We start from the raw sequence: 20,736 nt of genomic DNA on the forward strand, positions 1-20,736 counted from the left end.
GGTAGGAGTGGGTGGCAGTGGGGGAGGCTTGCGCAGGCAACGTGGTGCCGTCGCCGAAGTCGAAGGCGTAGGTCAGCGCCTGGCCCTGCGGGTCGCTGGAGGCGCCGGCGTCCGCGGTGACGGCCAGCGGGGTGAGCCCGGCGGACGGGGACACTCCCAAGCTGGCCACCGGCGCCAGCACCGGCACGGACGCGGTGACGGTCTGCTGTGCGGTCGCGCTCAGCCCGGAGGTGTTCGTGACGGTGGCGCTGACGGTGTAGGCGCCGGCCGTGGCGTAGGTGTGGGTCGCGGTGGGGGAGGCCTGGGCAGGCACGGTCGTGCCGTCGCCGAAGTCGAACGCGTAGGTCAGGGTCTGGCCCTGCGGGTCGCTGGAGGCGCCGGCGTCCGCGGTCACGGCGAGAGGTGCGGTGCCGGAGACGGGCGTCACGCTCAGCGCGGCGGCCGGCGCCTGGATCACTGGCGGGTCGGACACGGCAAGGGTGCTGGCAGCGCTGTCGGACAGGCCCGAGGTGTTCGTGACGGTGACGGTGACGGTGTAGGCGCCGGCCGTCGTGAAGGTGTGGGTGGCTGTGGGGAAGGCCTGAGCGGGCAGCGTCGTTCCGTCGCCGAAGTCGAACGCGTAGCTCAGCACCTGGCCCTGCGGGTCGGTGGAGGCGCCGGCGTCCGCGGTCACGGCGAGGGGAGCGGTGCCGCCCGTGGGGGTCACACTGAGCGCTGCGGCGGGCGGCTGGACCACCGGCGCGTTCGCGGCTGTGACGGTGGCGCTGGTGGAGCTGCTGAGGCCGGTGCTGCTCGAGACCGTCACCGTGACCGTGAACGTGCCGGCGCTCGGGTAGACGTGGTTCGCGGTCGCCGACGCCTGCGCCGGGAGAACGGTGCCGTCACCGAAGTCGAACGCGTAGGCGAGGGTCCCACCCTGCGGATCCGTGGAGGCCGAGGCGTCCGCCGTCACCGACAGGGGTGCGATCCCGTTGCTGGGCGTCACGGTGAGCGCTGCGCTCGGTGGTTGGACGACCGGCGGCGGAGCCGTGACGGTGACGGAGCTGCTGGCCACCCCGCTCACACCGGACGTGTTCCGCGCGGTGACCGTCACGGTGAAGGTACCCGCGCTCTGGTACGTGTGCGTTGCGGTCGGGCTGCTCTGGGCGGGCAGGGTCGTCCCGTCGCCGAAGTCGAAGGCGTAGGTCAGGGTCTGGCCCTGTGGGTCGGTGGACGCGGAGGCATCCGCCGTGACGGCGAGCGGCGCCGTCCCCTGCGTGGGTGTCAGGGCCAGGGCGGCCGTCGGGGGCTGGATGGGCGCCGGCAGGACCTCCGGCTGGAACTCGTAGGCCCCGAGGTCGTCATAGAGCCGTGGTCCCGCAGCGAAGGCGTTGCTCACGTTGGGGTCGCGCACCCGCGGGTAGCCGAGGATGTCGGTCGCCTGCTCGCCCGGTATGCCGCTGTCCGCGCGGTCCAGTGCGGGTGACCCCTCCTTGAGCTGCAGCGCCCAGCTGGCGGGCGAGACGAACTTCGGGTCGGCCTGGACCCCGGACGCCTCCTGGCCTGATGCCTTCTGCATCGCAGCCAGCGACGTGAAGGTCGTGCCCCAGGCATACATGACTCCGGACTTGGTCAGGTAGACGAGATTGTGGTCGACGAGGGTCGTGTTCTGGGCGCCGTCCCAGACCCCGATGTTCCCCGCCCGGCGGGCGCAGGCGATGCCGGCATACGCCGGATAGACGGCGTTGTCGACCGCGATGTTGTTGCCGATGCGATAGCTGCCCGACGTGGACCCCTCGAGGTTGACCCCCGTGGTGCAGTTGTGGAACACGGTGTTGCCGACGATCGTCCCCCCGGTCACGTTGAGGTTGTCGATGCCGTGGTCCCCGTTGTTGTAGGTGACGTTGAGCGTCACGAGGTTGTTGTTGGCCCCGGTGTAGAGCTGGATCCCGGAGTCCTCGTTGTCGTGGGTGACGTTGCGGATCACCGTGTTGCCCGGACTGGTGACGTTGATGCCGTTGGCGTTGCGCTGCCAGCCCTGCGCGTTGAAGCTCGACTGGTTGTCGCTCACCAGTGCCCCCGTGGAGGTGTTGGTGATGTAGATGCCCGTGTCGCTGTTGTGGTTCGTGTCGTTGTCGGACACGACCGCGTAGTTCGTCGCCCGGATGCTGATCCCCGGCGCGGTCGCGCCCTGGGCCTGCCGTCCGGCGTTGGTGACCGTGTTGCCCGTGACCGTGATGTGGTCGCTCTTCGTGACGTAGATCCCGTCACCCGTCGTCGCGGTGAAGGTGAGGTTGGCCAGGGTGATGTAGCTCTTGGCCGAGATGTACGCGCCGTTCGTGACCCCGGTGCCGATGACGGGGCTGCGACCGGGCCAGCTCGTGATCGTGATCGGAGCGCTCGCGGTGCCGGACGCCGAGGGCTTGATCGTCTCCGCGTAGGTGCCGTTGCCGATGTAGAGGGCGTTACCCGCCTGCAGGCGCGCAACGCCCTTGGTCAGGGTGCAGAAGGGCGCGTCGCTCGACCCCGTCCCCGAGTCGCTGCACGTCGGGCTCGTCCGGTCGACGTAGAAGTCGGTGGCGACGGGCAGCGCGGGAGGGGTGCCGATCACGTATTCGTCGATGACGCTCCCGGCGCTGCACGTCAGGTCCTCCCCGGACGTCGACTGGTCGCAGATCGCCTGGAGCCTGAGGCCGGTGTCGCCCACGTCCACCCGCAGGTGCGAGAGGTGCATCGTCCGCAGCGCCGTCCGGACATCGGTGCTGGTCCAGGGCTGCTCGAGGGACGACGGTGCGCCGACCGTGACGTGGGTGACGCCCTGGATCGGCTGGAACCGCTCGTAGTCGTGGGAGTGACCGTTGATGTTGAGCACGTACTTGCTGTAGGAGTCGCCGAACCCCCCGAGGATGGAGGCGAGCTGTGCCTCGCCGGCGTGGTAGCCCGTCGAGTACGCCGGGCGGTGCCCGTACGTCACGATGTACTTGATGGTCGGGTCGTCCTGCGCCTGCCGCATGAGCGGGCCGGCCTTGGACTGCCAGTCGCTCCAGGCGCCGGTCCAGGGCTCGGGGTAGGAGATGAACCGGACCGGCCCCGAGTCGAACCAGCCCCAGTCGTTGCCGCAGCACGAGATCGCCGGCGAGCCGGGCGAGGCCGCTGCATGTGGCATGAGCAGGCGACCCTTGTAGTTGCGCAGGTCGTCCGACCCGGCCACGTCGTACTCATGGTTGCCCCAGGCGGGCATGTAGGCGGACCGGTTGCTCCAACGCATGACGTCGTTGAAGTGCTGGTCGACTGCCGTGATGTTGCTGCTCGACCCGTTGGCGTACGTCAGGTCGCCGACCATCAGTACGAACGACGGGTCGTCGGCGCTGATGTTGTCGAGGGTCGTCGCGAGCTTGCTGAAGTGCGCCGTGTCCCCGACATCCCCGATGGCGTCGAACCGGAATGTCGACGTCGGCGGCGCGTGGAACGTGTAGTCGGGACCGCCCCCGATCGAGTAGTGGTAGGTGGCGCCGGCTGACAGGCCGCCGAGCTCCAGCTGCCAGAAGGGGCCGGAGGACGACCACGGGGTCCACGCAGGGGCGACGCCGGTCGCGGTCTGTCCGTACTCGGTCGTCGTCCCCCAGCGCACGTCGTTGGCGGCACCGCGCCAGTCGATGGCGACGGAGCTGGAGCCGGTGAAGGTGTAGTGGACCTCATCGACCCCTGTCGCCGCCGAGCTCACGGCCGGGCGAGCGCCGAGGGCGAGCAGCAGGACGGCCACGAGGCACAGCGCGAGGCGCAAACCTGGGTGGGCGCGATGGTCGGAGCCGGCTCCTGCCGCGCGCGGGCGCGCACTGTGCATGAGGATGACGGTAGGGCCGGCCGTCGACCGGGGGATCGGCCCGACGATCGAGCGGCCCTACGCCGATTAGGGGAGGAGCGGTCCGAGGTCAACCCGACGGACAGCGAGTGCCATGTCGCGGGGCGCTTCCCCTCAGAGCATGACCGCAGGACGTTGGGGCTCGAACGTGCGGATCTCATCCGCGCCTGGCTGGATGATGCCGACTGACGACTCCGGCACCTCACGCCACGCTCCGGGGAGGTCCCGGAGCGGCTCGGAGACCACGAAACGTGTGTCGACTCCCAGCCTCTGGAGCATCTCCACCTCGGGGTGCAGCTCGCGCAGGCGCGTCAGGGCGGTCGAGTGGAAGAGGCTGCGGCTCTGGTGCTGCGTCGAGTAGCGGAAGCACCAGACCGACTCGCCGTTCGTCGTCGCCATCGTCGCTTGGACGGCGTTGGGGATGCCGCGCCGCTCGGCGCGTTCTTCCACGAAGCCGACGGCCTTGGCGACCCCCTCGACCGGGTCCTCCTCGAGCCCGAAGGTGAGGGCGAGGAAGAAGAGCACCTCGGAGTCCGTCGAGCCCTCGATCTCGGGGTAGAGCGACGGATCGACGGCGAAGACGAGCTCGCGCCTCAGGTCGTGGAAGCCGTTGAGCACGCCGTTGTGCATCCACAGCCAGCCGTCGTGCCGAAACGGGTGGCAGTTGCTCCGCTGCACCTCTGTGCCCGTCGACGCGCGCACGTGGGCGAAGAGGAGCGGGGTCCGCACCTGGCTCGTCAGCTCGCGCAGGTTGCGGTCGTTCCACGCCGGGTCGACGCTCTTGAAGATCGCCGGGGTCGAGCCTTCGCCGTACCACCCGATCCCGAAACCGTCGCCGTTCGTCGTCGTCGCGCCCATCTTCGAGTGGAGGCTCTGCTCGATGAGCGAGTGCTCCGGCTTGAAGAGGAGGTCCTCCGCGAGGACCGGGTCACCTGAGTACACCATCCATCTGCACATCCCTCCACGGAACCAGCGGTGGCCGTCCCGGTCATCGTCCGCTGCGCATGAGTCGCGATGCCGGCCAAATCTCTGGTCCCGCGGGTCGGCTGCCGCGGATGCGTGCCATGGATGCACGTCCGTGGCCGATGCGCGATGGCTCCCTCGTCTTCCGCGAAGCGAGGGACGGCGACATCGAGCGTCTGCTGTCGCTCCGCAACGACCCCGTCGTCAATCGCTTCATGGTGCGCACCCACGTGGACCCCGAGATGTTCCGGAGGGAGTGGCTCGACGTGCCGGCGAGTGACACCGATTTCTCTTGCGTCGTCGAGGGTGCCGGCATGCGCCGTGAGCAGCATGCCGTCGAAGGCCTCTGGCACGCAGAGCTGGGGTGGATCGACGAGTATCAGTACGCGCTCCTGGGTCGCGAGTGGCGCGCTCTGGAGCCCAGCAGGCGCGCCCGCCCCGGAAGCCGATGGTGACGGTCCCGGAACCACCACCCGGTGGACCTCGTGCCGCGAACCGTGCCTCGGCGCGGGACGACCGTCTGCGGGTCCGCACGTCCTCACCGACGAGCCGCCCGCGTCGACCAGACTGAGAACCCGTCCACACCGTTCCACGGAGGAGAGCACTCATGATCTTCATCACCGCGAAGTTCCCGATCAAGCCCGAGCACGCCGACGACTGGCCCGAGATCTCCCGGGCCTTCACCGAGGCCACGCGAGCCGAGGACGGATGCCTGTGGTTCGACTGGTCCCGAAGCCTCGACGACCCCACCGAGTACGTCCTCGTCGAGGCGTTCCGTGACGACGCAGCCGGTGGCGCGCACGTCCAGAGCGAGCACTTCCGGACGGCGACCGCGGAGCTGCCCGCATACCTCGTGCGCACCCCGGCGATCATCAACGTCACCGTCCCCGGGACCGAGTGGTCGGAGCTGGGGGAGATGGCGGTTGCCGCGGACTGACCCCTTGCGGGCCGGGCCGGTCGCAGCCTGCGACAGTGGCCGGGCCGGCCCCCGAGCCCGCCGAGCGGCATACGGGATCGATGGAGGGGTAGGCCGCCACGAGGGACCGAACGGCCGTGACGCCAGCGGGTTTCGCGGATTCGTGCCTCATCCGCTAACGTCTCCCACGCACCGCGCGGAGAGCGCTCCGGTCGGTGCCCCGCGGACGTAGCTCAGTTGGTAGAGCGCAATCTTGCCAAGGTTGAGGTCGCCGGTTCGAGCCCGGTCGTCCGCTCTCGGGTCCCTGGTCGACAGGGGCACCCGGGCGATTGGCGCAGCGGTAGCGCGCTTCCTTGACACGGAAGAGGTCACTGGTTCAAACCCAGTATCGCCCACCACGCAGGAGCCAGGTCAGCCGGTCCCCTGCCGGCCTGGCGTTCTCGATGTCGGGCGACCGGCCGCGTGGGTATGCCGCGGCTCGGGATCAGGACCTTGGACCCGTGCGCGTGGCCCGGCGCACTCGCAGCATGAGGGTGAGCCCAGCGTCGCCCCGGCGAGACCGGCCATCGTGAACCGTCGAGGGGGAGGCGCGCCACACGGAGGAGTCACCATGGAGACCATCAAGCAGGCTGCGACCCACTTCCTGGGCCATCACCGCATCGCCGTCACCGGGGTATCCCGAACGCCGGCCGACCACGGCAGCAACGTCGTCTACAAGCGGCTCAAGGAGCGCGGTTACGAGGTCTTCGCCGTCAACCCGAACGCGGAGCAGGTCGAGGGCGACCAGTGCTACCCGGACCTGACGTCGATCCCGGGTGGGGTCGAGGCGGTGGTCATCGGCACCCGTCCCGAGCGCGCCCAGGGCACGGTCGAGGAGTGCGAGAGGCTCGGCATCAGCGAGGTCTGGATGCATCGCGCCTTCGGCATGGGGAGCGTGTCGCCCGAGGCCACGGCCTACGCCCGCGAGCACGGCATGACGGTGATCGACGGCGGCTGCCCGCTCATGTTCGACCCCACCGCGGACTCGGGCCACAAGATGATGAAGTGGGCCCTCACGATGAACCACCACGTCCCGCGGAGCGTGTGAAACCCACTGCCCGAGACACCGTCCGGGCGAGGCACCGTCCCGCCAGGCCATGAGTTCATGCTCGCCCCCTGTCAGCCTCCGGGGTCGAGTGGTGTCGGGGAGCCATGGACCCACGGCTCGGCGCGGTTAGCCTGATCGGGAGAGGTCGGGAGCCGACCGCTGCGACGGAGGAGAGGGCCATGGGAGTGCGCGAGACCTTCGGCACGGACGTGCTGCTGACCGGCTGGGGCCACTCCCGGTTCGGCAAGCTTGCGGACGAGACGTTGGAGTCCCTGATCGTCAGCGTCTCGCGGGAGGCCATCTCCAACGCCGGCATCGAGCCGGCCCGGGTCGACGAGATCTACCTCGGCCAGTACAACTCGGGGATGGTGCCGCTCGGCTTCGCCTCCTCGCTCGCCCTGCAGGTCTCCGACGACCTCGCGAACACGCCCGCGACGCGGGTCGAGAACGCCTGTGCCTCGGGCTCGGCCGCCGTCCAGCAGGGCGTGAAGTCCCTCCTCGCGGGAACGGCACGCACGGTGCTCGTCATCGGCGCCGAGAAGATGACGCACGCCCCGGCCGACCTCGTCGGGGCGGCGCTCCTCGGCGCGGACTACGAGCTGGCCGGCAGGGCCTCGAGCACGGGGTTCGCCGGCCTCTTCGCCGAGGTGGCCAGGCACTACGAGAAGCGGCACGGCCCGGTCGGCGACGCTCTCGGGCTCATCGCCGCGAAGAACCACCGCAACGGCGTGGACAACCCGTACGCCCAGCTGCGCAAGGACCTCGGCGCGCAGTTCTGCCAGACCGTGTCCGACCAGAACCCCATCGTGGCGGACCCGCTCCGCCGCACCGACTGCTCACCGGTCTCCGACGGCGCGGCCGCCGTGGTCCTGTCCACCGCACCCACCTCGGGTGCGGCCACGGAGCCGGTGCGCCTGACGGGCTTCGGCCACGCCAATGACTTCCTCCCGGCGGCCAAGCGCGACCCGCTCGAGTTCGCGGGCAGCGTCGCCGCCTGGCGGCGCGCACTCGACATGGCCGGGACCGCCCTCGACGGCCTCGACCTCGTCGAGGTGCACGACTGCTTCACCATCGCCGAGCTCGTGCTCTACGAGGTCATCGGCCTCACGCCCCGCGGCCAGGGACGTCGGGCCGTCGAGGAGGGCTGGGTCGACCGGGACGGCAGGCTGCCGGTCAACCTCTCGGGCGGCCTCAAGGCGAAGGGCCACCCGGTGGGCGCCACCGGCGTGTCGCAGCACGTCCTGGCCGCCATGCAGCTCTCCGGCACGGCGGGGGCGATGCAGCTGGGCGGTGCTCGTCGCGCCGCAGTACACAACATGGGCGGCCTGGCCGTCGCGAACTACGTCAGCGTGCTCGAGGCCGTCTGAGGCGCGGGTGCGCGCCTCGTCGGGGCCAGCCGCGCCCAGATGGCTCGGCCCCCTGGCCGAACGGTCGTGTCAGGCGCGGTCGCCCGACCGCATCCCGACGAGCTCGGCGGAGACGTCCCAGAGCCGAGCCGTGGCAGAGGCGTCCTGCGAGGCTCGGGACGAGCTCCTCGCCTTCCTGTTCGCGAAGTAGTGGCCGGTGACGCCCTCCACGTCGGGGGAGGACGCCAGGTAGATCGATGTCTCGGCGCCCCGGGCGGGGCTCTTCATCAAGGGCCGCATGACCGGCAGCATAACCCGCATCCAGGGGGCTGAGTCCTCCTGCCCGAAGCCGGTCCGGACGACGCCGGGGTGGAGGGCGTTGGCGGTGACGCCGGAGCCCTGCAGGCGCCGCGCGAGCTCGTACGTGAACATGACGTTGGCGAGCTTGGACTGGCTGTAGGCGCGTTGCCCGCTGTAGCGCCGCTCGCCCTGCAGGTCGTCGAAGTCGATGCGGCCCATGGCGTGTGCGCCGGACGACACGGTGACCACGCGCGCCGGTGCGCTCGCGCGCAGCGGGTCGAGCAGCAGGTTCGTCAGGAGGAAGGGCGCGAGGTGGTTCACCGCGAAGGTGCGCTCGAGGCCGTCCTCGGTGGTGTGCCGGCTCGCCCAGGATCCGCCGACATTGTTGACCAGGACGTCGAGACGCGCGTATGCCGCTCGCACCCGTTCCGCGAGCTGGCGCACCTCGCGCTGCGACGACAGGTCGGCCAGGAAGACGTCGACCTCACCCCCTCCGGCGCGCAGCCGCTGGCCGGCGGCCTCGGCCCGTGCGACATCCCGCCCGACGACTCCTACGCGGGCTCCGAGGGAGACAAGACCCTCGGCCGTGGCGAGGCCGATCCCGCCGGTGGCGCCCGTGACGAGAACGGTCTTGCCGGACATCGAGCCCATCGCGGTCCTCCGCCAGTCCTCTGAGTAGACAGATCTGTCTATCTGTCAGTGACCCACCCTACGGACGGGTTCGCGCCCCGGCAAGGGGGTGCCCCGGCAAGGGGCACGCAACGAGACCCCCGGGGCCACCCGAGGTGGTCCGGGGGTCTCGCTCCTGGACGGCGACGCGGGCACGGGGGTCACGCGCCGACGGGTCGTTCCGGCCCGGACTGGCGCCACCATCGGCCCGAGGCCAGGCCGGCACGTCGCGTGCTGTCGGAGCGCTCGGACCGCATCTCCGCGGCGAGCGACAGGCGGCGCTGCTCGGCCATCCACAACATGGTCGGGTCATACATCGTGTTCTCTCCCTGTCTCTGGTGTCGAGCTGACACCGGAACCGTCCCGTGGCCGCCTTCCGCGAGCCTTCCCGGGCGACAGCGCGCTCATCCGCGCCGCAGGGCGCTGCGGGAAGGCCGGGGAAGGCCGAGGGAAGGCGGCCTTCCTACGTTCCGGTCATCCAGCAGCGGCCGGGACCGTCCCGGCCTCCAGACAAGGAGAACGGCATGACCATCACCGCAGGCGCTCACCTCAACGGCGTCGACACCCCGACCCTCTTCGCGACGCTCGACGCCGTGAAGGCCCAGCCCGAGATCGCGAAGTTCCAGTTCCGCGCCGAGAACACCTGGCAGTCCGGCACCCACAGCCGCTCGACGATCTCCGGCTTCTTCGGGGCCGGGCAGGAGCTCGCCCACGAGAACCCGACGGTCGTCGAGGCGGACCACCCGGCCGTCCTCGTGGGCCGTGACCGGGGGCCGACTCCCGTCGAGTACCTCCTTCCGGCCCTGGCCGCGTGCCTGACCTCCGGTGTGGCCAACATCGCGGCCGCACGCGGTGTCGCGCTGACCAAGGTCACGTCCGTCGTCGAGGGCGACATCGACCTGCTCGGCATCCTCGGCCTCGGCGGTGGAGCGGTCCGCAACGGCTACGAGGGGATCCGCGTCACCTTCCACATCGAGGGCGACGCCGACGACGAGACCCTCCGCGGCATCGTCGAGCAGTCCCGCCGGCGCTCCGCGGTCTTCGACGCACTCACCAACCCGACGCCCGTCTCCATCGACGTGGTGACCGGCTGAGGCGCGACGGTCACGGACGCCCAGCCGGGTCCGGACGGTATACGGCCGACCGGACCCGGCGGGGCGAAGGAGGAGAGCAATGCACATCATCGACACCGTCGTCATCGGCGCCGGCCACGCGGGTCTCGCCGTCAGCCGCCTGCTGGCCCGGGAGGGCCGCGACCACGTCGTCCTCGAGCGGGGGCGCGTCGCGGAGAGCTGGCTGTCCGCCCGGTGGGACTCGCTCCACCTGCTGACACCCACCTGGATGACTCGACTTCCCGACTGGTCCGAGCCGGTGGGGGACCCGGACGGGTTCATGAGCGCGGGAGCGCTGGCCCAGCACCTCGAGGCGTATGCCGCGTCGTTCGGGTCGCCGGTCGCGCGCGGGACCGCCGTGGAGGAGGTCGCACACCGGGGCGGGCGCTACGTGGTGTGCACCGACCGAGGCTCGTGGGCGGCGAGCCACGTCGTCATCGCGACGGGACCGGGGAGCCGGCCCCACCTGCCACCCGCCCTCGAGCCGTTGGCCGGTGAGCTGCACGTCGTCGCCGCCTGCGACTACCGCAACCCCGACCTGCTCCCAGCCGGCGGGGTGCTGGTGGTCGGCGCTTCGGCCTCCGGCGTCCAGATCGCCGACGAGCTTCGTCGGGCCGGCCGCGAGGTCGTCCTGTCCGTCGGACGCCACACCCGACTGCCCCGGTCGTACCGGGGACTGGACGTCTACCGCTGGATCGAGCGGACCGGCCGGTCGAGCCGCACCATCGAGCAGGTCCGCGACCCGCGAGCGGCCCGGCGCGAGCCGTCGGCCCAGCTCGTCGGTCGCGGGCCGGGCGACGCGGGGGCAACCGAGGTGGACCTACCTGCCCTCCGTGCTCGCGGCGTCCGGCTCGTCGGGAGGCTGAGCGACTCCGACGGACGGCGCGTGTGCTTCGCCGACGACCTGGAGACGACGACCACCGACGCGGACCGGCGGATGAATCGTTTCCTTGACAGCGTGGACCGACAGGTCGACGCGGGCCTCCTTGGGCGGCGGGGCCGTCCGGCCGAACGCCCACGCCCCCTCGGCCAGGTCCGTACCGCCACGGCCCTCCACGTACGGGCCGAGCGGATCCGCACGGTCGTCGTCGCCGCCGGCTACCGGCAGGACCTTCCGTGGCTGAGGCTGTCGATCACGACGCCCGAGGGCGACATCCGGCACCGACGTGGCGTGACCCCGGCCCCCGGCGTCTATGTCGTCGGCCAGCGGTTCCAGCATCGTCGCGACTCGGCCATGATCGACGGCGCGCGGCACGACGCGGCGATGGTCGTCGCGCATCTCGTCGGGAGTTCCGGGCGAGGACCCGGATGGTTCAGAGCCGACGGCCCGGACCCGAGAGGCGGTGACCGACGTGAGCTCGCATGACGTCGTCGTCGTCGGCGGCCGGGCGGCCGGTGCTTCGACCGCGATGCTCCTCGCGCGCGCCGGCGCCCGAGTCCTTCTGCTCGAGAAGTCGGCCCACGGGTCGGACACGGTCTCGACGCACGGGCTGATGCGCGCCGGGGTGCTGCAGCTCTCGCGCTGGGGGCTGCTCGACACGATCGTCGCGGCGCAGACCCCACCCGTGCGGCGAACGGTCTTCCACTACGCGGGACGCGAGCCCGTACAGGTCACCCTCCGGGCCGGCCGAGGCGTCCCGGCGCTCTTCGCCCCACGGCGGCACCTGCTGGACCGGGTCCTCGCCGACGCCGCGGCAGCCGCCGGCGCCGACGTCCGCCACCGGGTGACCGTGACCGGGCTGACCCGTGATGCTCGCGGCCGGGTGTCGGGGGTGCGTGCGGTCGGCCCGGACGGTCGGTCGCTCGCAGCGACGGCCCGCCTCGTCATCGGTGCCGACGGCCTGCGCTCGACGGTGGCCGACCTCGTGTCGGCGCCGGTCGTACGGCGGGGGCGCGCGGGGGGCGCCATCCTCTACAGCTACTACGAGGGGGTGCCCGTGACCGGGTACGAGTGGGCCTACGGCGACGGCGCAGCGGCCGGACTCGTCCCCACGAACGAGGGTCTGACATGCATCTTCGTCGGCACGACACCGGACCGTCTGAGAGACGCCCGGCGGCACGACGGACCTGCGGCGTTCTCCCGCCTCTTCGCGGCGGCCGCCCCGGGCCTGACCGAACGCCTCGCCTCGGGCCGTCGGGCGGAGCGGCTCAGAGGGTGGTCGGGTGTGCCCGGGCAGATGCGCCGCTCCTGGGGCGACGGCTGGGCGCTCGTCGGGGATGCCGGGTACTTCCGCGACCCGATCACCTCGCACGGCATCACCGACGCCCTGCGCGACTCCGAGCTGCTCGCCCGGGCGGTCCTCGCCGGGCTCGACGACCCTGCGGCCGAGGCCCCCGCGCTCGCTCGCTACCAGTCGCGGAGGGACACCCTGTCCCTCGCGCTGTTCGAGGTGAGCGACCGGATCGCCGCGTACGACTGGGACCTGGACACGGTCCAGGTCCTGCTGAGACAGGTCAGCTCCGCCATGGGCGACGAGCTGAGCCTGCTCGAGGGCCTCCCCGGTGTCGAACCCCAGATGGCGAGCCGCCAGTCCGTCGGCTGACACCTGACACCTGACGCCGCAGGAGTCGCCCCCTACCGTGGCGTGACACCGTGGGGCGGGGGAGGGGTGTTGCCACGTGTCGTGACCTCGTCGTCCTCGGGCCCTGGGGAGTCGATCTCGCGCCAGGACACCGCGTTTCGCGGGAGGCCACCTCATCCGCTAAGGTCGTCCACGCACCGAGCGGCACTGCTTCCGGCGGTGTCATGCGGACGTAGCTCAGTTGGTAGAGCGCAACCTTGCCAAGGTTGAGGTCGCCGGTTCGAGCCCGGTCGTCCGCTCTCGATGAGGACCCCGGTCGCCGAGCGACCGGGGTCCTCGCACGCCCCGGCACACGTCACCTGGCGCCGCCTCATCCCCCGTGGATGATCAGCGCCGGACGCTCAGGCGTCGCGCTGCCCGGTTCCCTCACCTGCGGGGCCGAGGCGACGGATGTCCAGCAGGACGAGACCCCGGGCACGGAGCATCGCGGCGATCTCGAGGACGCCCAGCTCGGCGGGCAGGTCGACGACGAAGCGGCTGGTCGAGTGCAGGTGCTGGACGCCGGGGCCGGCGACGGCCGCAAGCTGGGCGGGACCGAGTCGCCCGGCCAGGGCGACCTGGTAGCTGCCGACGGCGGGCGTGGTGGGGCTACTCATCGCGATGCACCTTCCCGGGTCCTTCGACGTCGTCCATCTCTGCGATCTCGCCGACCTCGCCCACCCGCCTGACCTCGACCACGTCGATGCCGAGGCCCCGCAGCCTGGTGAGCAGCCCGAAGAGCGCGGCCTGGTCGGCCACGCCGTAGAGGACGGTGTCGACCGGGTCGGACTCGATGCGGACGGCCCGCATGTCATCCAGATCCTCGGCGGGCACCGTGCCGGCGACGCGGACCTCATACCTCGACTGCGCCATGATCCATCTCCTCCGGACGTCCGTGGCTTCGAGACTCGCAAGGTCCCCACGCGTGGTCGTCATCCCGGGTGGGTGATCGCGCCCACATCCACCGGCCTGCGACCGACCGCCGCGGCCGGTGTCTGTCGCACCTGACCCGGCCGTGGTTGCCGAGAACTCGTCAGCACCGCGGTCGCTGAAGCCGGGTCCCGGGCCGGCGCGGATCACCCCCCACGGACGAGGACATGGCGGGCCCGTGGAACGAGGCTTGCAGCGTCAGACCACGCGGTAGAGACAGGAGCTCACCATGTCGGACATCAGGTCAACACCAACCCCGGTTCCGTCCACCTCGCCGGACGGCAGGCCGGTAGCCACCCCACCGCAGGCCGAGTGGGCCCCCGAGCCGAGCGGCTGGGTCGGCTGGATCGCCTTCGGCGGCGTCATGATGATCATGCTCGGCGTCTTCCACGCCATCCAGGGCCTCGTCGCCATCTTCCAGGACACGTACTACCTGGTCGGCACGAACAAGCTCGTCGTCCACGTGGACTACACCGCGTGGGGCTGGATCCACATGATCATCGGCCTCATCGTCCTGTTCGCCGGCATCGGCCTGCTCGTCGGGCAGATGTGGGCCCGCGTCGTCGGTGTGATCGCCGCGATGGTCAGTGCGGTCGTCAACATCGGGTTCCTCGCGGCCTACCCCATCTGGTCGACGATCATGATCGCCATCGATGTTCTCGTGATCTGGGCCATCATGGTCCACGGCCGCGAGGTACGCCCGCCGGCCGAGTCACGCTGAGGTGATCGACGTGGCCGTCACCGACCAGGCCGACGAGCTCGAGCGACTCCGCCGCAGGGTGGCCGAGCTCGAGGCGGAGCGCGCGACGCCACCGACTCCGGAGGAGGGCCGGAGCCGGTGGCGTTCCATCGTGTCCTCGATCCTCATCGTCCTGTCCTGCCTTCTTGCACCTCTCGCGGTGACGGCCGTCTGGGCCCACAACCAGGTCTCCGACACGAACCAGTACGTCGAGACCGTCGCGCCTCTGGCGAGCGACCCGGCGGTCCAGGACGCCCTGGCCAACCGGGTGACGGCCGAGATCTTCGCGCGCGTCGACATCGAGTCGATCACGGCACAGACCCTCGCCGCGCTCGGCAGGCTCGACCTGCCTCCGGTGGCCGCGAGCGCCCTGCAGGGGCTCCAGGCGCCGATCGTCAACGGCATCGAGAGCTTCACCCGCACCCAGGTCGACAAGGCCCTTGCGAGTCCGCAGTTCGCCGCGGTGTGGGAGCAGGCGAACCGCGTCGCACACGCGGAGCTCGTGCGTCTGCTCTCGGGGGAGCAGGGCGGCGCGCTCAGCGCCCAGAACGGCACGGTGACCCTCAACCTCGCGCCGATCGTCGCGCAGGTCAAGCAGCAGCTGGTCGCGAACGGCTATGGCTTCGCGAGCAACATCCCGACGGTCAACACGTCGTTCACCCTCGTCCAGTCCAACGCCGTCACCAAGGCCCAGGGCCTCTTCAACCTGCTCAACACCCTCGGCGTGTGGCTGCCGATCATCACCCTGATCCTCTTCGGCCTCGGCGTGTACCTCGCGCGGGACCATCGGCGGGCCCTCATGCTCGGGTCCCTCGGGATCGTGGCCGCCGTGCTCGCCATCGGGGTCCTGCTCGCCGTCGCCAGGCCGCTCTACCTCGACGCACTTCCCTCGACCACGCCCCGCGAGGCCGCGGGGGACGTCTTCGACACGCTCGTCCGCTTCCTGCGGACCGGGCTGCGCACGACGGCCCTCACCTTCCTCGTCATCGCCCTCGGCGCGTTCTTCACCGGCCCCTCGACCTCGGCGGTCCGAACCCGGGAGGCGCTCGGCAAGGGCATCGCCTCTCTGCGCGGGGGCGCCGAGTCGAAGGGACTGCGCACCGGGCGCGTCGGAGCCTTCGCGTTCGCGCACAAGCGGGCGCTCGACCTCTCCGTCGCCATCCTCGGCGGACTGACCCTGGTCTTCTGGGACCGTCCCGACGGGAAGGTCGTCCTCGTGACGGCTCTCGTCGTGCTCGTCCTCGTGGGACTGATCGAGTTCATCGCTCGTCCGCCGGCCGTCGCCCTGTCGGTGGCGCCGAGCGGAGGAGACCCGCGGACTCCCGTCGCGTGACGGGCGGCCCGCTGGTCCCGCCGCCGGCTGCCCTCCCCAGAGGGTTCGCCGCGAGCAGACGCCACGAGCAGACGCCACCGTATGCCGCTCAGCTGGGCTGAGCGGCATACGGCCTGCCGGGTGCCCGGCGGACGACCGGGCTCAGACCGACGCAGCGGCCGGGAGCCGGCCGGACCCGATCGCGTCGACGAACGCGGCGTGGTCGCGCTCCGTCTGGTCGGCATACGTCTCTGCGAACCTGGCCATGGCCGTTGCGAACCCGTCGTCGTCACCGAGGTAGGCGGCGATCGCGATGTCGTCCCCGGACCGCGCGTGGGCCCGCGCCAGGGTCCAGGCGCAGTACTGGCCGTAGAGCGTCATCGTCGGCGGGTTCATCTGGTCTATGAGGGCCGAGCCCTTCATGTCGCGCAGCTGGCGGACATAGAAGTCCCGGCCCACACCGTCGATGCCCTGGTCGACGCGCTGCCAGCCGAGGAAGATGTCGCTCGCGGCCTGCATGAGCCGCTGGCCTTTGACGACACGCTCGCCCTGGTTGCCGAACGGTTCCGCGGGCCGCATCGCCGCCGGGATCGCTGCCTCGAGGACCGACGCCTCGGCCTCCTTGACCTGGAGGAAGAGGGGATCCTGGTCGTCGCGACCGCGGAGCAGGACGACCCAGCAGCGCGTCCCGACGCTGCCGACACCGACGACCTTGCGTGCGATGTCGAGGAACTCGAAGCGGTCGAAGAGCATCCTCCTGTCGCTCGGGAGGGTGCCGCGGTAGTGCTGCAGGAGGCCCAGCATGCGCGCGACGAGGTCGGCGCGGTCGTCCTCCGGGAGCAGCTCGCCGAGGGGCACCATGAGGGGCGGGTCGCTGCGCAGACGCAGCTCTCCATCGACGAGCTCCGTCAGCTTCGCGAGGGCCTTGAGGTTGCCGCTGCTGCGTGCCTTGCCGAGGTTCTTCTCCATGGTCTGCCGACGCTTCGCGCTCAGCTTGGGCAGGACTTCCCCTCGTAGCTCGTCCACGTCGGCGTGGGAGTACCAGACATCGAGGAAGCGCATGCCCGCGAACTGCGCCATGGCCTCCCGGTAGCGCTCGGCCGTGCCGAGCACGCAGGCCCGGCGCTGCTTGCCCGAGAACCCGTTCGCCCGGCCGGCGACGGCGATGCTCGCGACGAGCCGCATGACGTCCCACTCCCACGGGCCCGGGTGGGTCTCGTCGAAGTCGTTCACGTCGAAGAGGAGGTGGCGTTCGGGGGAGGCGAAGACCCCGAAGTTCGACAGGTGGGCGTCGCCGCAGAGCTGGACGCTGATCCCGGAGACGGGCCCGGGCGCGAGGTCGATCGCCATCCCCTTCGCGTGCCCGCGGAAGAAGGTGAACGGCGACACCGCCATCCTGGCATGCCGGATCGGGACGAGCTCGGGCACGCGAGTCCTCGCCTGGTCGGCGAGGACGTCGGCGACGCCGGGGCGGTCAGCTGCCGGCTCGAAGTCGCCCAGCTCTCCGGGCGGCACCGCGGACCGTGCGGCCAGGCCGCGGGCGACCCGCTCCTCCGGTCCGGGGTGGTCGTCGGGGCGCGGCGCGTGACCCGCCCCGCCGCCCGGTCGGTTCAACTGCTCCGTGGCCCCGGCCGTCCCGCTCTTGCCGCCTCGTGCGCCCATGTGCCTCACATCCTCGACTGCGTCCCGGGCGTCCTCGGGGAGAGGTCGTCCGCCCCCAGCGAACGCCCCCCGTGGCGCCGGGGCATCACCCGTGTCGGATGAGGCGGCAGGGCGCGCGAGCCAGGCCGGCCGTGGCGAGGACGGGACACCCCGCCGCGCGGGCGCGGTCTCACCAACAGCGGGGGAGGCCTCGACACCGCAGCTGCGCCATCGTCGGTACGTCGTCCGACGGCCTTCCCCGTCGAACCGCCACGTCATCGATGGCATCCATCGCCACGGCCGCACGGGCCGGCGACGTGGATGCCTGGCCAAGGAGCGCCATGGGCCCGAATACGTTCCTCGTCGTCGCGGCCCTCGTCTTCGCCTGGGGGATGGTTTCGGCGCGGCTGGAGCGGGCCGACCTGACCGCCCCCATCGTCTTCCTCGGAGCGGGCGCCATCCTCGGCCGCACGCTGGTGAGCGACCCCGCCTCGACGGCGACCAGCCTGCGTCCCGTCGTGGAGCTCACCCTCGTCCTCGTCCTCTTCGCCGACGCCGCGCGGGTCCGCCCCCAGGACCTCAGGGTCGAACTGGCGAACATCGCGCGACTCCTCGGCATCGGGCTGCCCCTGACGATCCTCGCCGGCTGGGGCCTGGCCGCCTGGCTCCTGCCCGGACTCGGCCCGTGGCCGGCGCTCCTCGTCGCCGCGGCGCTCGCGCCCACCGACGCCGCACTCGGGATCCCCGTGGTCACGAACCCGCGCGTCCCGGCCCGGGTCCGGCGCCTCATCACGGTCGAGAGCGGGCTCAACGACGGGATCGCCACGCCGGTCGTCCTCGTCGCCATCGCGGGAGCCGCGTCGGCGGAGGGGCTGGCCGACGCCGGTGGGCTGGGCGAGGCCCTGCTCGAGATCGTCGTCGGGGCGCTCGTCGGGAGCGCGGTCGGCGTCGCCGGAGGCTGGATCCTGCGGCGGGCCCGGCAGGCCGGGTGGGTGGCCGAGGACTTCGCCGGGATCGCGGTCCTGTCCCTCTCCGTCGCCGCCTACACCGCTGCCGTCACCCTCGGCGGCAACGGCTTCATCGCCGCCTTCATCGGCGGCCTCGCGTTCGGGGCGGTGGCCGGGAGGCGCGGCCTGGCCGAGCTCGTCCTCGTCGAACAGGTGAGCGGGCTCGCCTCGTTGCTCGTCTGGCTCGTCTTCGGTGCGATCGGGGTCTCGGCGGCGCTCTCGCACACGAGCCTCGCCACCCTCTGCTACGCCGTGCTCAGCCTCACGGCCGTCCGCATGGTCCCCGTCGCGCTGGCCTGCGTCGGGAGCGGCCTCGGCCGTGACACGGTCCTCTTCGTCGGGTGGTTCGGGCCGCGCGGACTCGCCTCGCTCGTCTTCGCCCTCATCGCCTTCGAGGAGCTCGGCCCCGACGCCCAGCAGCCCCTCGCCGTCATCCTGCTCACCGTCGTGCTCAGCGTCATCGTCCACGGCCTCTCTGCGGCCCCGCTCGCCGACCGCTTCGGCCGCGCCTCCGCCCGGGCCGGCGATCGCCGGGCACCGGCAGCGCCGGGCGCGGCCGAGCCCGGAGACCTGCCCGTCCGCGGGCTGCCCCGCCGGGCTCCCAGGCGGACCCGTCCATCGGCCGCGCCACCGGGCGCGAAGCGCACCGGTTGATGCTGCGGGGCACGAACCCGGCAGGGCGCGCAGTCCCGGCCCGGCGGCATACGGCCCCTAGAGTTGGTCCATGGCTGCGGCGTCGAGCAAGGCCCCGTCCGTCGAGCTCGAGGTGGGCGACCGCACGGTGCGCCTCTCGAGCCCCGACCGCGTCTACTTCTCCGAGCGCGGCGAGACCAAGCTCGACCTCGCGCAGTACTACCTCTCCGTCGGGCCCGGGATCGTCAACGCCCTGCGCGAGCGGCCGTGCATGCTCCACCGGTTCCCCAAGGGCGTCGACGGGCCGAAGGTCCACCAGAAGCGGCTGCCCGCCGGCGCGCCCCCCTGGGTCGAGACGGTGCGCCTGCACTTCCCGCGCTACGGGCTGCACGCCGACGAGCTCTGCGTCACCGAGCTCGCGAGCGTCATCTGGGCGGTGCAGATGTCGACCGTCGAGTTCCACCCCTGGAACTCCCGCCGCGCCGACACCGAGAAGCCCGACGAGTGGCGGATCGACCTCGACCCCATGCCCGAGTGCCCCTTCGACCGCGTGCGCCGGGCCGCGCTGACGACACGAGAGATCCTCGACGAGCTGGGCGCGGTCGGCTGGCCGAAGACGTCCGGGGGATCGGGCCTGCACGTCTACGTCCGGGTCAAGCCGGAGTGGGGATTCCAGGACGTGCGCCGGGCCGCGCTGGCCTTCGCCCGCGAGGTCGAGCGCCGGCTCCCCGACGACGTGACGACGACGTGGTGGCGCCGCGACCGGTCGCCGTCCGACCTCTTCGTCGACTACAACCAGAACGCCCGCGACCACACGATTGCCGCCGCCTACAGCGTCCGCGGCAACCCCCGCGGCACCGTCTCGGCCCCGATCACGTGGGACGAGGTCAGCGACGTCGAGCCGCAGGACCTCACCATCGCGACGATGCCCGACCGGTTCGCCCGCCTCGGGGACCTCCACGCGGGGATCGACGACGCCGTCTTCGACCTGGCGCCCCTTCTCGAGTGGGCCGAGCGCGACGAGCACGAGGGCGCCGTCGTGCCGCCCGAGTCGGAGGCCGACGCCTCCGCGTGACCGGAGGTCCAGGGTCCGTGGCGTCGCCCGACCGTATGCCGTCGAGCCAGGTGTGCGACGATGCGAGCCACCCCGACCTCGGCGTCCGACGACGCCGACGAGCCCCACCCAGGAGGAACCCATGGCCGTTCTCGGCGACTTCACGGCAACGACGCTCACCGGCGAGGAGCAGGCCCTCTCCGCCTATGCAGGCGACGTCGTCCTCGTCGTCAACACGGCGAGCGAGTGCGGCTTCACGCCGCAGTACGCCGGGCTCGAGGAGCTGTGGCGGACCTACCGAGACCGGGGCTTCACCGTCCTCGGCTTCCCGTGCAACCAGTTCGGCGCCCAGGAGCCGGGCACCGCTGACCAGATCAGCGCCTTCTGCTCCGCGAAGTACGACGTGACGTTCCCGATGTTCGACAAGGTCGACGTCAACGGCGACGACGCGCACCCTCTCTGGGAGTGGCTGAAGAGCGAGAAGGGCGGCGTCCTCGGCTCGAGGATCAAGTGGAACTTCACGAAGTTCCTCATCGGGCGCGACGGCGCGGTCATCGAGCGCTACGCCCCGAACGTCGAGCCGGCCGACATCGCCACCGACATCGAGAAGGCCCTCACCGACTGA

The 20,736-nt window shown here is 71.5% G+C and carries 19 protein-coding genes and 3 tRNA genes; 15 read left to right on the top strand and 7 right to left on the bottom strand.

Annotated features, from left to right (window positions below):
• Together N865_RS10275 and N865_RS10280 are read right to left on the bottom strand one after the other, a co-directional pair.
• Nucleotides 1-3,823: PKD domain-containing protein (locus N865_RS10275; protein ID WP_157557651.1), on the bottom strand; the 3,823-nt coding region annotated here is incomplete at its 3' end.
• Nucleotides 3,824-3,955: 132 nt separating this feature from the next.
• Entirely contained in the window at nucleotides 3,956-4,786 is an 831-nt protein-coding gene (locus N865_RS10280; protein WP_034805157.1) for a class II glutamine amidotransferase, read from the bottom strand.
• A 110-nt stretch (nucleotides 4,787-4,896) separates the two neighbouring features.
• Here N865_RS10280 and N865_RS10285 point away from each other — a divergent pair, with 110 nt between their 5' ends.
• The 6 genes from N865_RS10285 to N865_RS10310 all read left to right on the top strand — a co-directional run bounded on the left by N865_RS10285 (nucleotide 4,897) and on the right by N865_RS10310 (nucleotide 8,174).
• Nucleotides 4,897-5,259 (top strand): hypothetical protein, encoded by a 363-nt coding sequence (locus N865_RS10285; RefSeq protein WP_245603722.1) that lies wholly within the window; start codon nucleotides 4,897-4,899, stop codon nucleotides 5,257-5,259.
• Nucleotides 5,260-5,411: 152 nt separating this feature from the next.
• Nucleotides 5,412-5,741, top strand: a complete 330-nt coding sequence (locus N865_RS10290) for a putative quinol monooxygenase (protein WP_034805163.1) — start codon at nucleotides 5,412-5,414, stop codon at nucleotides 5,739-5,741.
• A 201-nt stretch (nucleotides 5,742-5,942) separates the two neighbouring features.
• A tRNA-Gly gene (locus N865_RS10295) sits at nucleotides 5,943-6,015 on the top strand.
• 28 nt (nucleotides 6,016-6,043) lie between these two features.
• Nucleotides 6,044-6,118: transfer RNA gene (locus tag N865_RS10300), tRNA-Val, on the top strand.
• 212 nt (nucleotides 6,119-6,330) lie between these two features.
• A complete protein-coding gene (locus N865_RS10305; protein ID WP_034805165.1) occupies nucleotides 6,331-6,807 on the top strand; it encodes a CoA-binding protein in 477 nt (158 codons plus the stop codon).
• Nucleotides 6,808-6,986: 179 nt separating this feature from the next.
• Nucleotides 6,987-8,174 (top strand): acetyl-CoA acetyltransferase, encoded by a 1,188-nt coding sequence (locus N865_RS10310; RefSeq protein WP_034805168.1) that lies wholly within the window; start codon nucleotides 6,987-6,989, stop codon nucleotides 8,172-8,174.
• Between the two features lie 69 nt (nucleotides 8,175-8,243).
• Here the strand turns inward: N865_RS10310 and N865_RS10315 are convergent, their stop codons facing one another.
• Complete coding sequence (locus N865_RS10315; RefSeq protein ID WP_034805170.1) at nucleotides 8,244-9,104, bottom strand: SDR family oxidoreductase; 861 nt, start codon at nucleotides 9,102-9,104, stop codon at nucleotides 8,244-8,246.
• A gap of 179 nt (nucleotides 9,105-9,283) precedes the next feature.
• Complete coding sequence (locus N865_RS23035; RefSeq protein WP_169735734.1) at nucleotides 9,284-9,439, bottom strand: hypothetical protein; 156 nt, start codon at nucleotides 9,437-9,439, stop codon at nucleotides 9,284-9,286.
• Nucleotides 9,440-9,646: 207 nt separating this feature from the next.
• Between N865_RS23035 and N865_RS10320 the strand changes: the two genes are divergently transcribed.
• From N865_RS10320 to N865_RS10335, 4 genes are all read left to right on the top strand, one after another.
• Nucleotides 9,647-10,216 carry an OsmC family protein gene (locus N865_RS10320; RefSeq protein ID WP_034805172.1) on the top strand — a complete coding sequence of 190 codons (570 nt, stop codon included), beginning with the start codon at nucleotides 9,647-9,649 and terminating at the stop codon, nucleotides 10,214-10,216.
• Nucleotides 10,217-10,295: 79 nt separating this feature from the next.
• Entirely contained in the window at nucleotides 10,296-11,600 is a 1,305-nt protein-coding gene (locus tag N865_RS10325; protein WP_084328129.1) for a flavin-containing monooxygenase, read from the top strand.
• Nucleotides 11,587-12,777, top strand: a complete 1,191-nt coding sequence (locus N865_RS10330; protein WP_034805325.1) for an FAD-dependent oxidoreductase — start codon at nucleotides 11,587-11,589, stop codon at nucleotides 12,775-12,777. Before N865_RS10325 ends, N865_RS10330 begins: the two co-directional genes overlap by 14 nt.
• 205 nt (nucleotides 12,778-12,982) lie before the next feature.
• A tRNA-Gly gene (locus N865_RS10335) sits at nucleotides 12,983-13,055 on the top strand.
• A 102-nt stretch (nucleotides 13,056-13,157) separates the two neighbouring features.
• Here N865_RS10335 and N865_RS10340 read toward each other — a convergent pair.
• Both N865_RS10340 and N865_RS10345 read right to left on the bottom strand, forming a co-directional pair.
• Nucleotides 13,158-13,412, bottom strand: a complete 255-nt coding sequence (locus N865_RS10340; protein ID WP_034805174.1) for a hypothetical protein — start codon at nucleotides 13,410-13,412, stop codon at nucleotides 13,158-13,160.
• Entirely contained in the window at nucleotides 13,405-13,668 is a 264-nt protein-coding gene (locus tag N865_RS10345; protein ID WP_051510440.1) for a hypothetical protein, read from the bottom strand. Before N865_RS10345 ends, N865_RS10340 begins: the two co-directional genes overlap by 8 nt.
• A 286-nt stretch (nucleotides 13,669-13,954) precedes the next feature.
• Between N865_RS10345 and N865_RS10350 the strand changes: the two genes are divergently transcribed.
• A complete protein-coding gene (locus N865_RS10350; RefSeq protein WP_034805177.1) occupies nucleotides 13,955-14,446 on the top strand; it encodes a DUF7144 family membrane protein in 492 nt (163 codons plus the stop codon).
• Nucleotides 14,447-14,456: 10 nt separating this feature from the next.
• Nucleotides 14,457-15,797: a hypothetical protein gene (locus N865_RS10355; protein WP_157557652.1), complete on the top strand. Its 1,341-nt coding sequence runs from the start codon at nucleotides 14,457-14,459 to the stop codon at nucleotides 15,795-15,797.
• Nucleotides 15,798-15,938: 141 nt separating this feature from the next.
• On the opposite strand, the gene N865_RS10360 is transcribed toward N865_RS10355, so the two are convergent.
• Complete coding sequence (locus N865_RS10360; RefSeq protein ID WP_084328130.1) at nucleotides 15,939-17,438, bottom strand: DUF2252 domain-containing protein; 1,500 nt, start codon at nucleotides 17,436-17,438, stop codon at nucleotides 15,939-15,941.
• Between the two features lie 320 nt (nucleotides 17,439-17,758).
• Between N865_RS10360 and N865_RS10365 the strand changes: the two genes are divergently transcribed.
• The 3 genes from N865_RS10365 (at nucleotide 17,759) to N865_RS10375 (ending at nucleotide 20,736) form a co-directional block, all read left to right on the top strand.
• The gene (locus tag N865_RS10365; RefSeq protein WP_034805180.1) at nucleotides 17,759-19,078 is read left to right on the top strand and encodes a cation:proton antiporter domain-containing protein; all 1,320 of its coding nucleotides are present in this window, start codon (nucleotides 17,759-17,761) and stop codon (nucleotides 19,076-19,078) included.
• A 70-nt stretch (nucleotides 19,079-19,148) separates the two neighbouring features.
• Nucleotides 19,149-20,132: a non-homologous end-joining DNA ligase gene (gene ligD, locus N865_RS10370; RefSeq protein ID WP_034805183.1), complete on the top strand. Its 984-nt coding sequence runs from the start codon at nucleotides 19,149-19,151 to the stop codon at nucleotides 20,130-20,132.
• Between the two features lie 121 nt (nucleotides 20,133-20,253).
• Nucleotides 20,254-20,736: a glutathione peroxidase gene (locus N865_RS10375; RefSeq protein WP_034805187.1), complete on the top strand. Its 483-nt coding sequence runs from the start codon at nucleotides 20,254-20,256 to the stop codon at nucleotides 20,734-20,736.

It is taken from the genome of Intrasporangium oryzae NRRL B-24470 (assembly GCF_000576595.1).
Classification (GTDB): domain Bacteria; phylum Actinomycetota; class Actinomycetes; order Actinomycetales; family Dermatophilaceae; genus Intrasporangium_C; species Intrasporangium_C oryzae.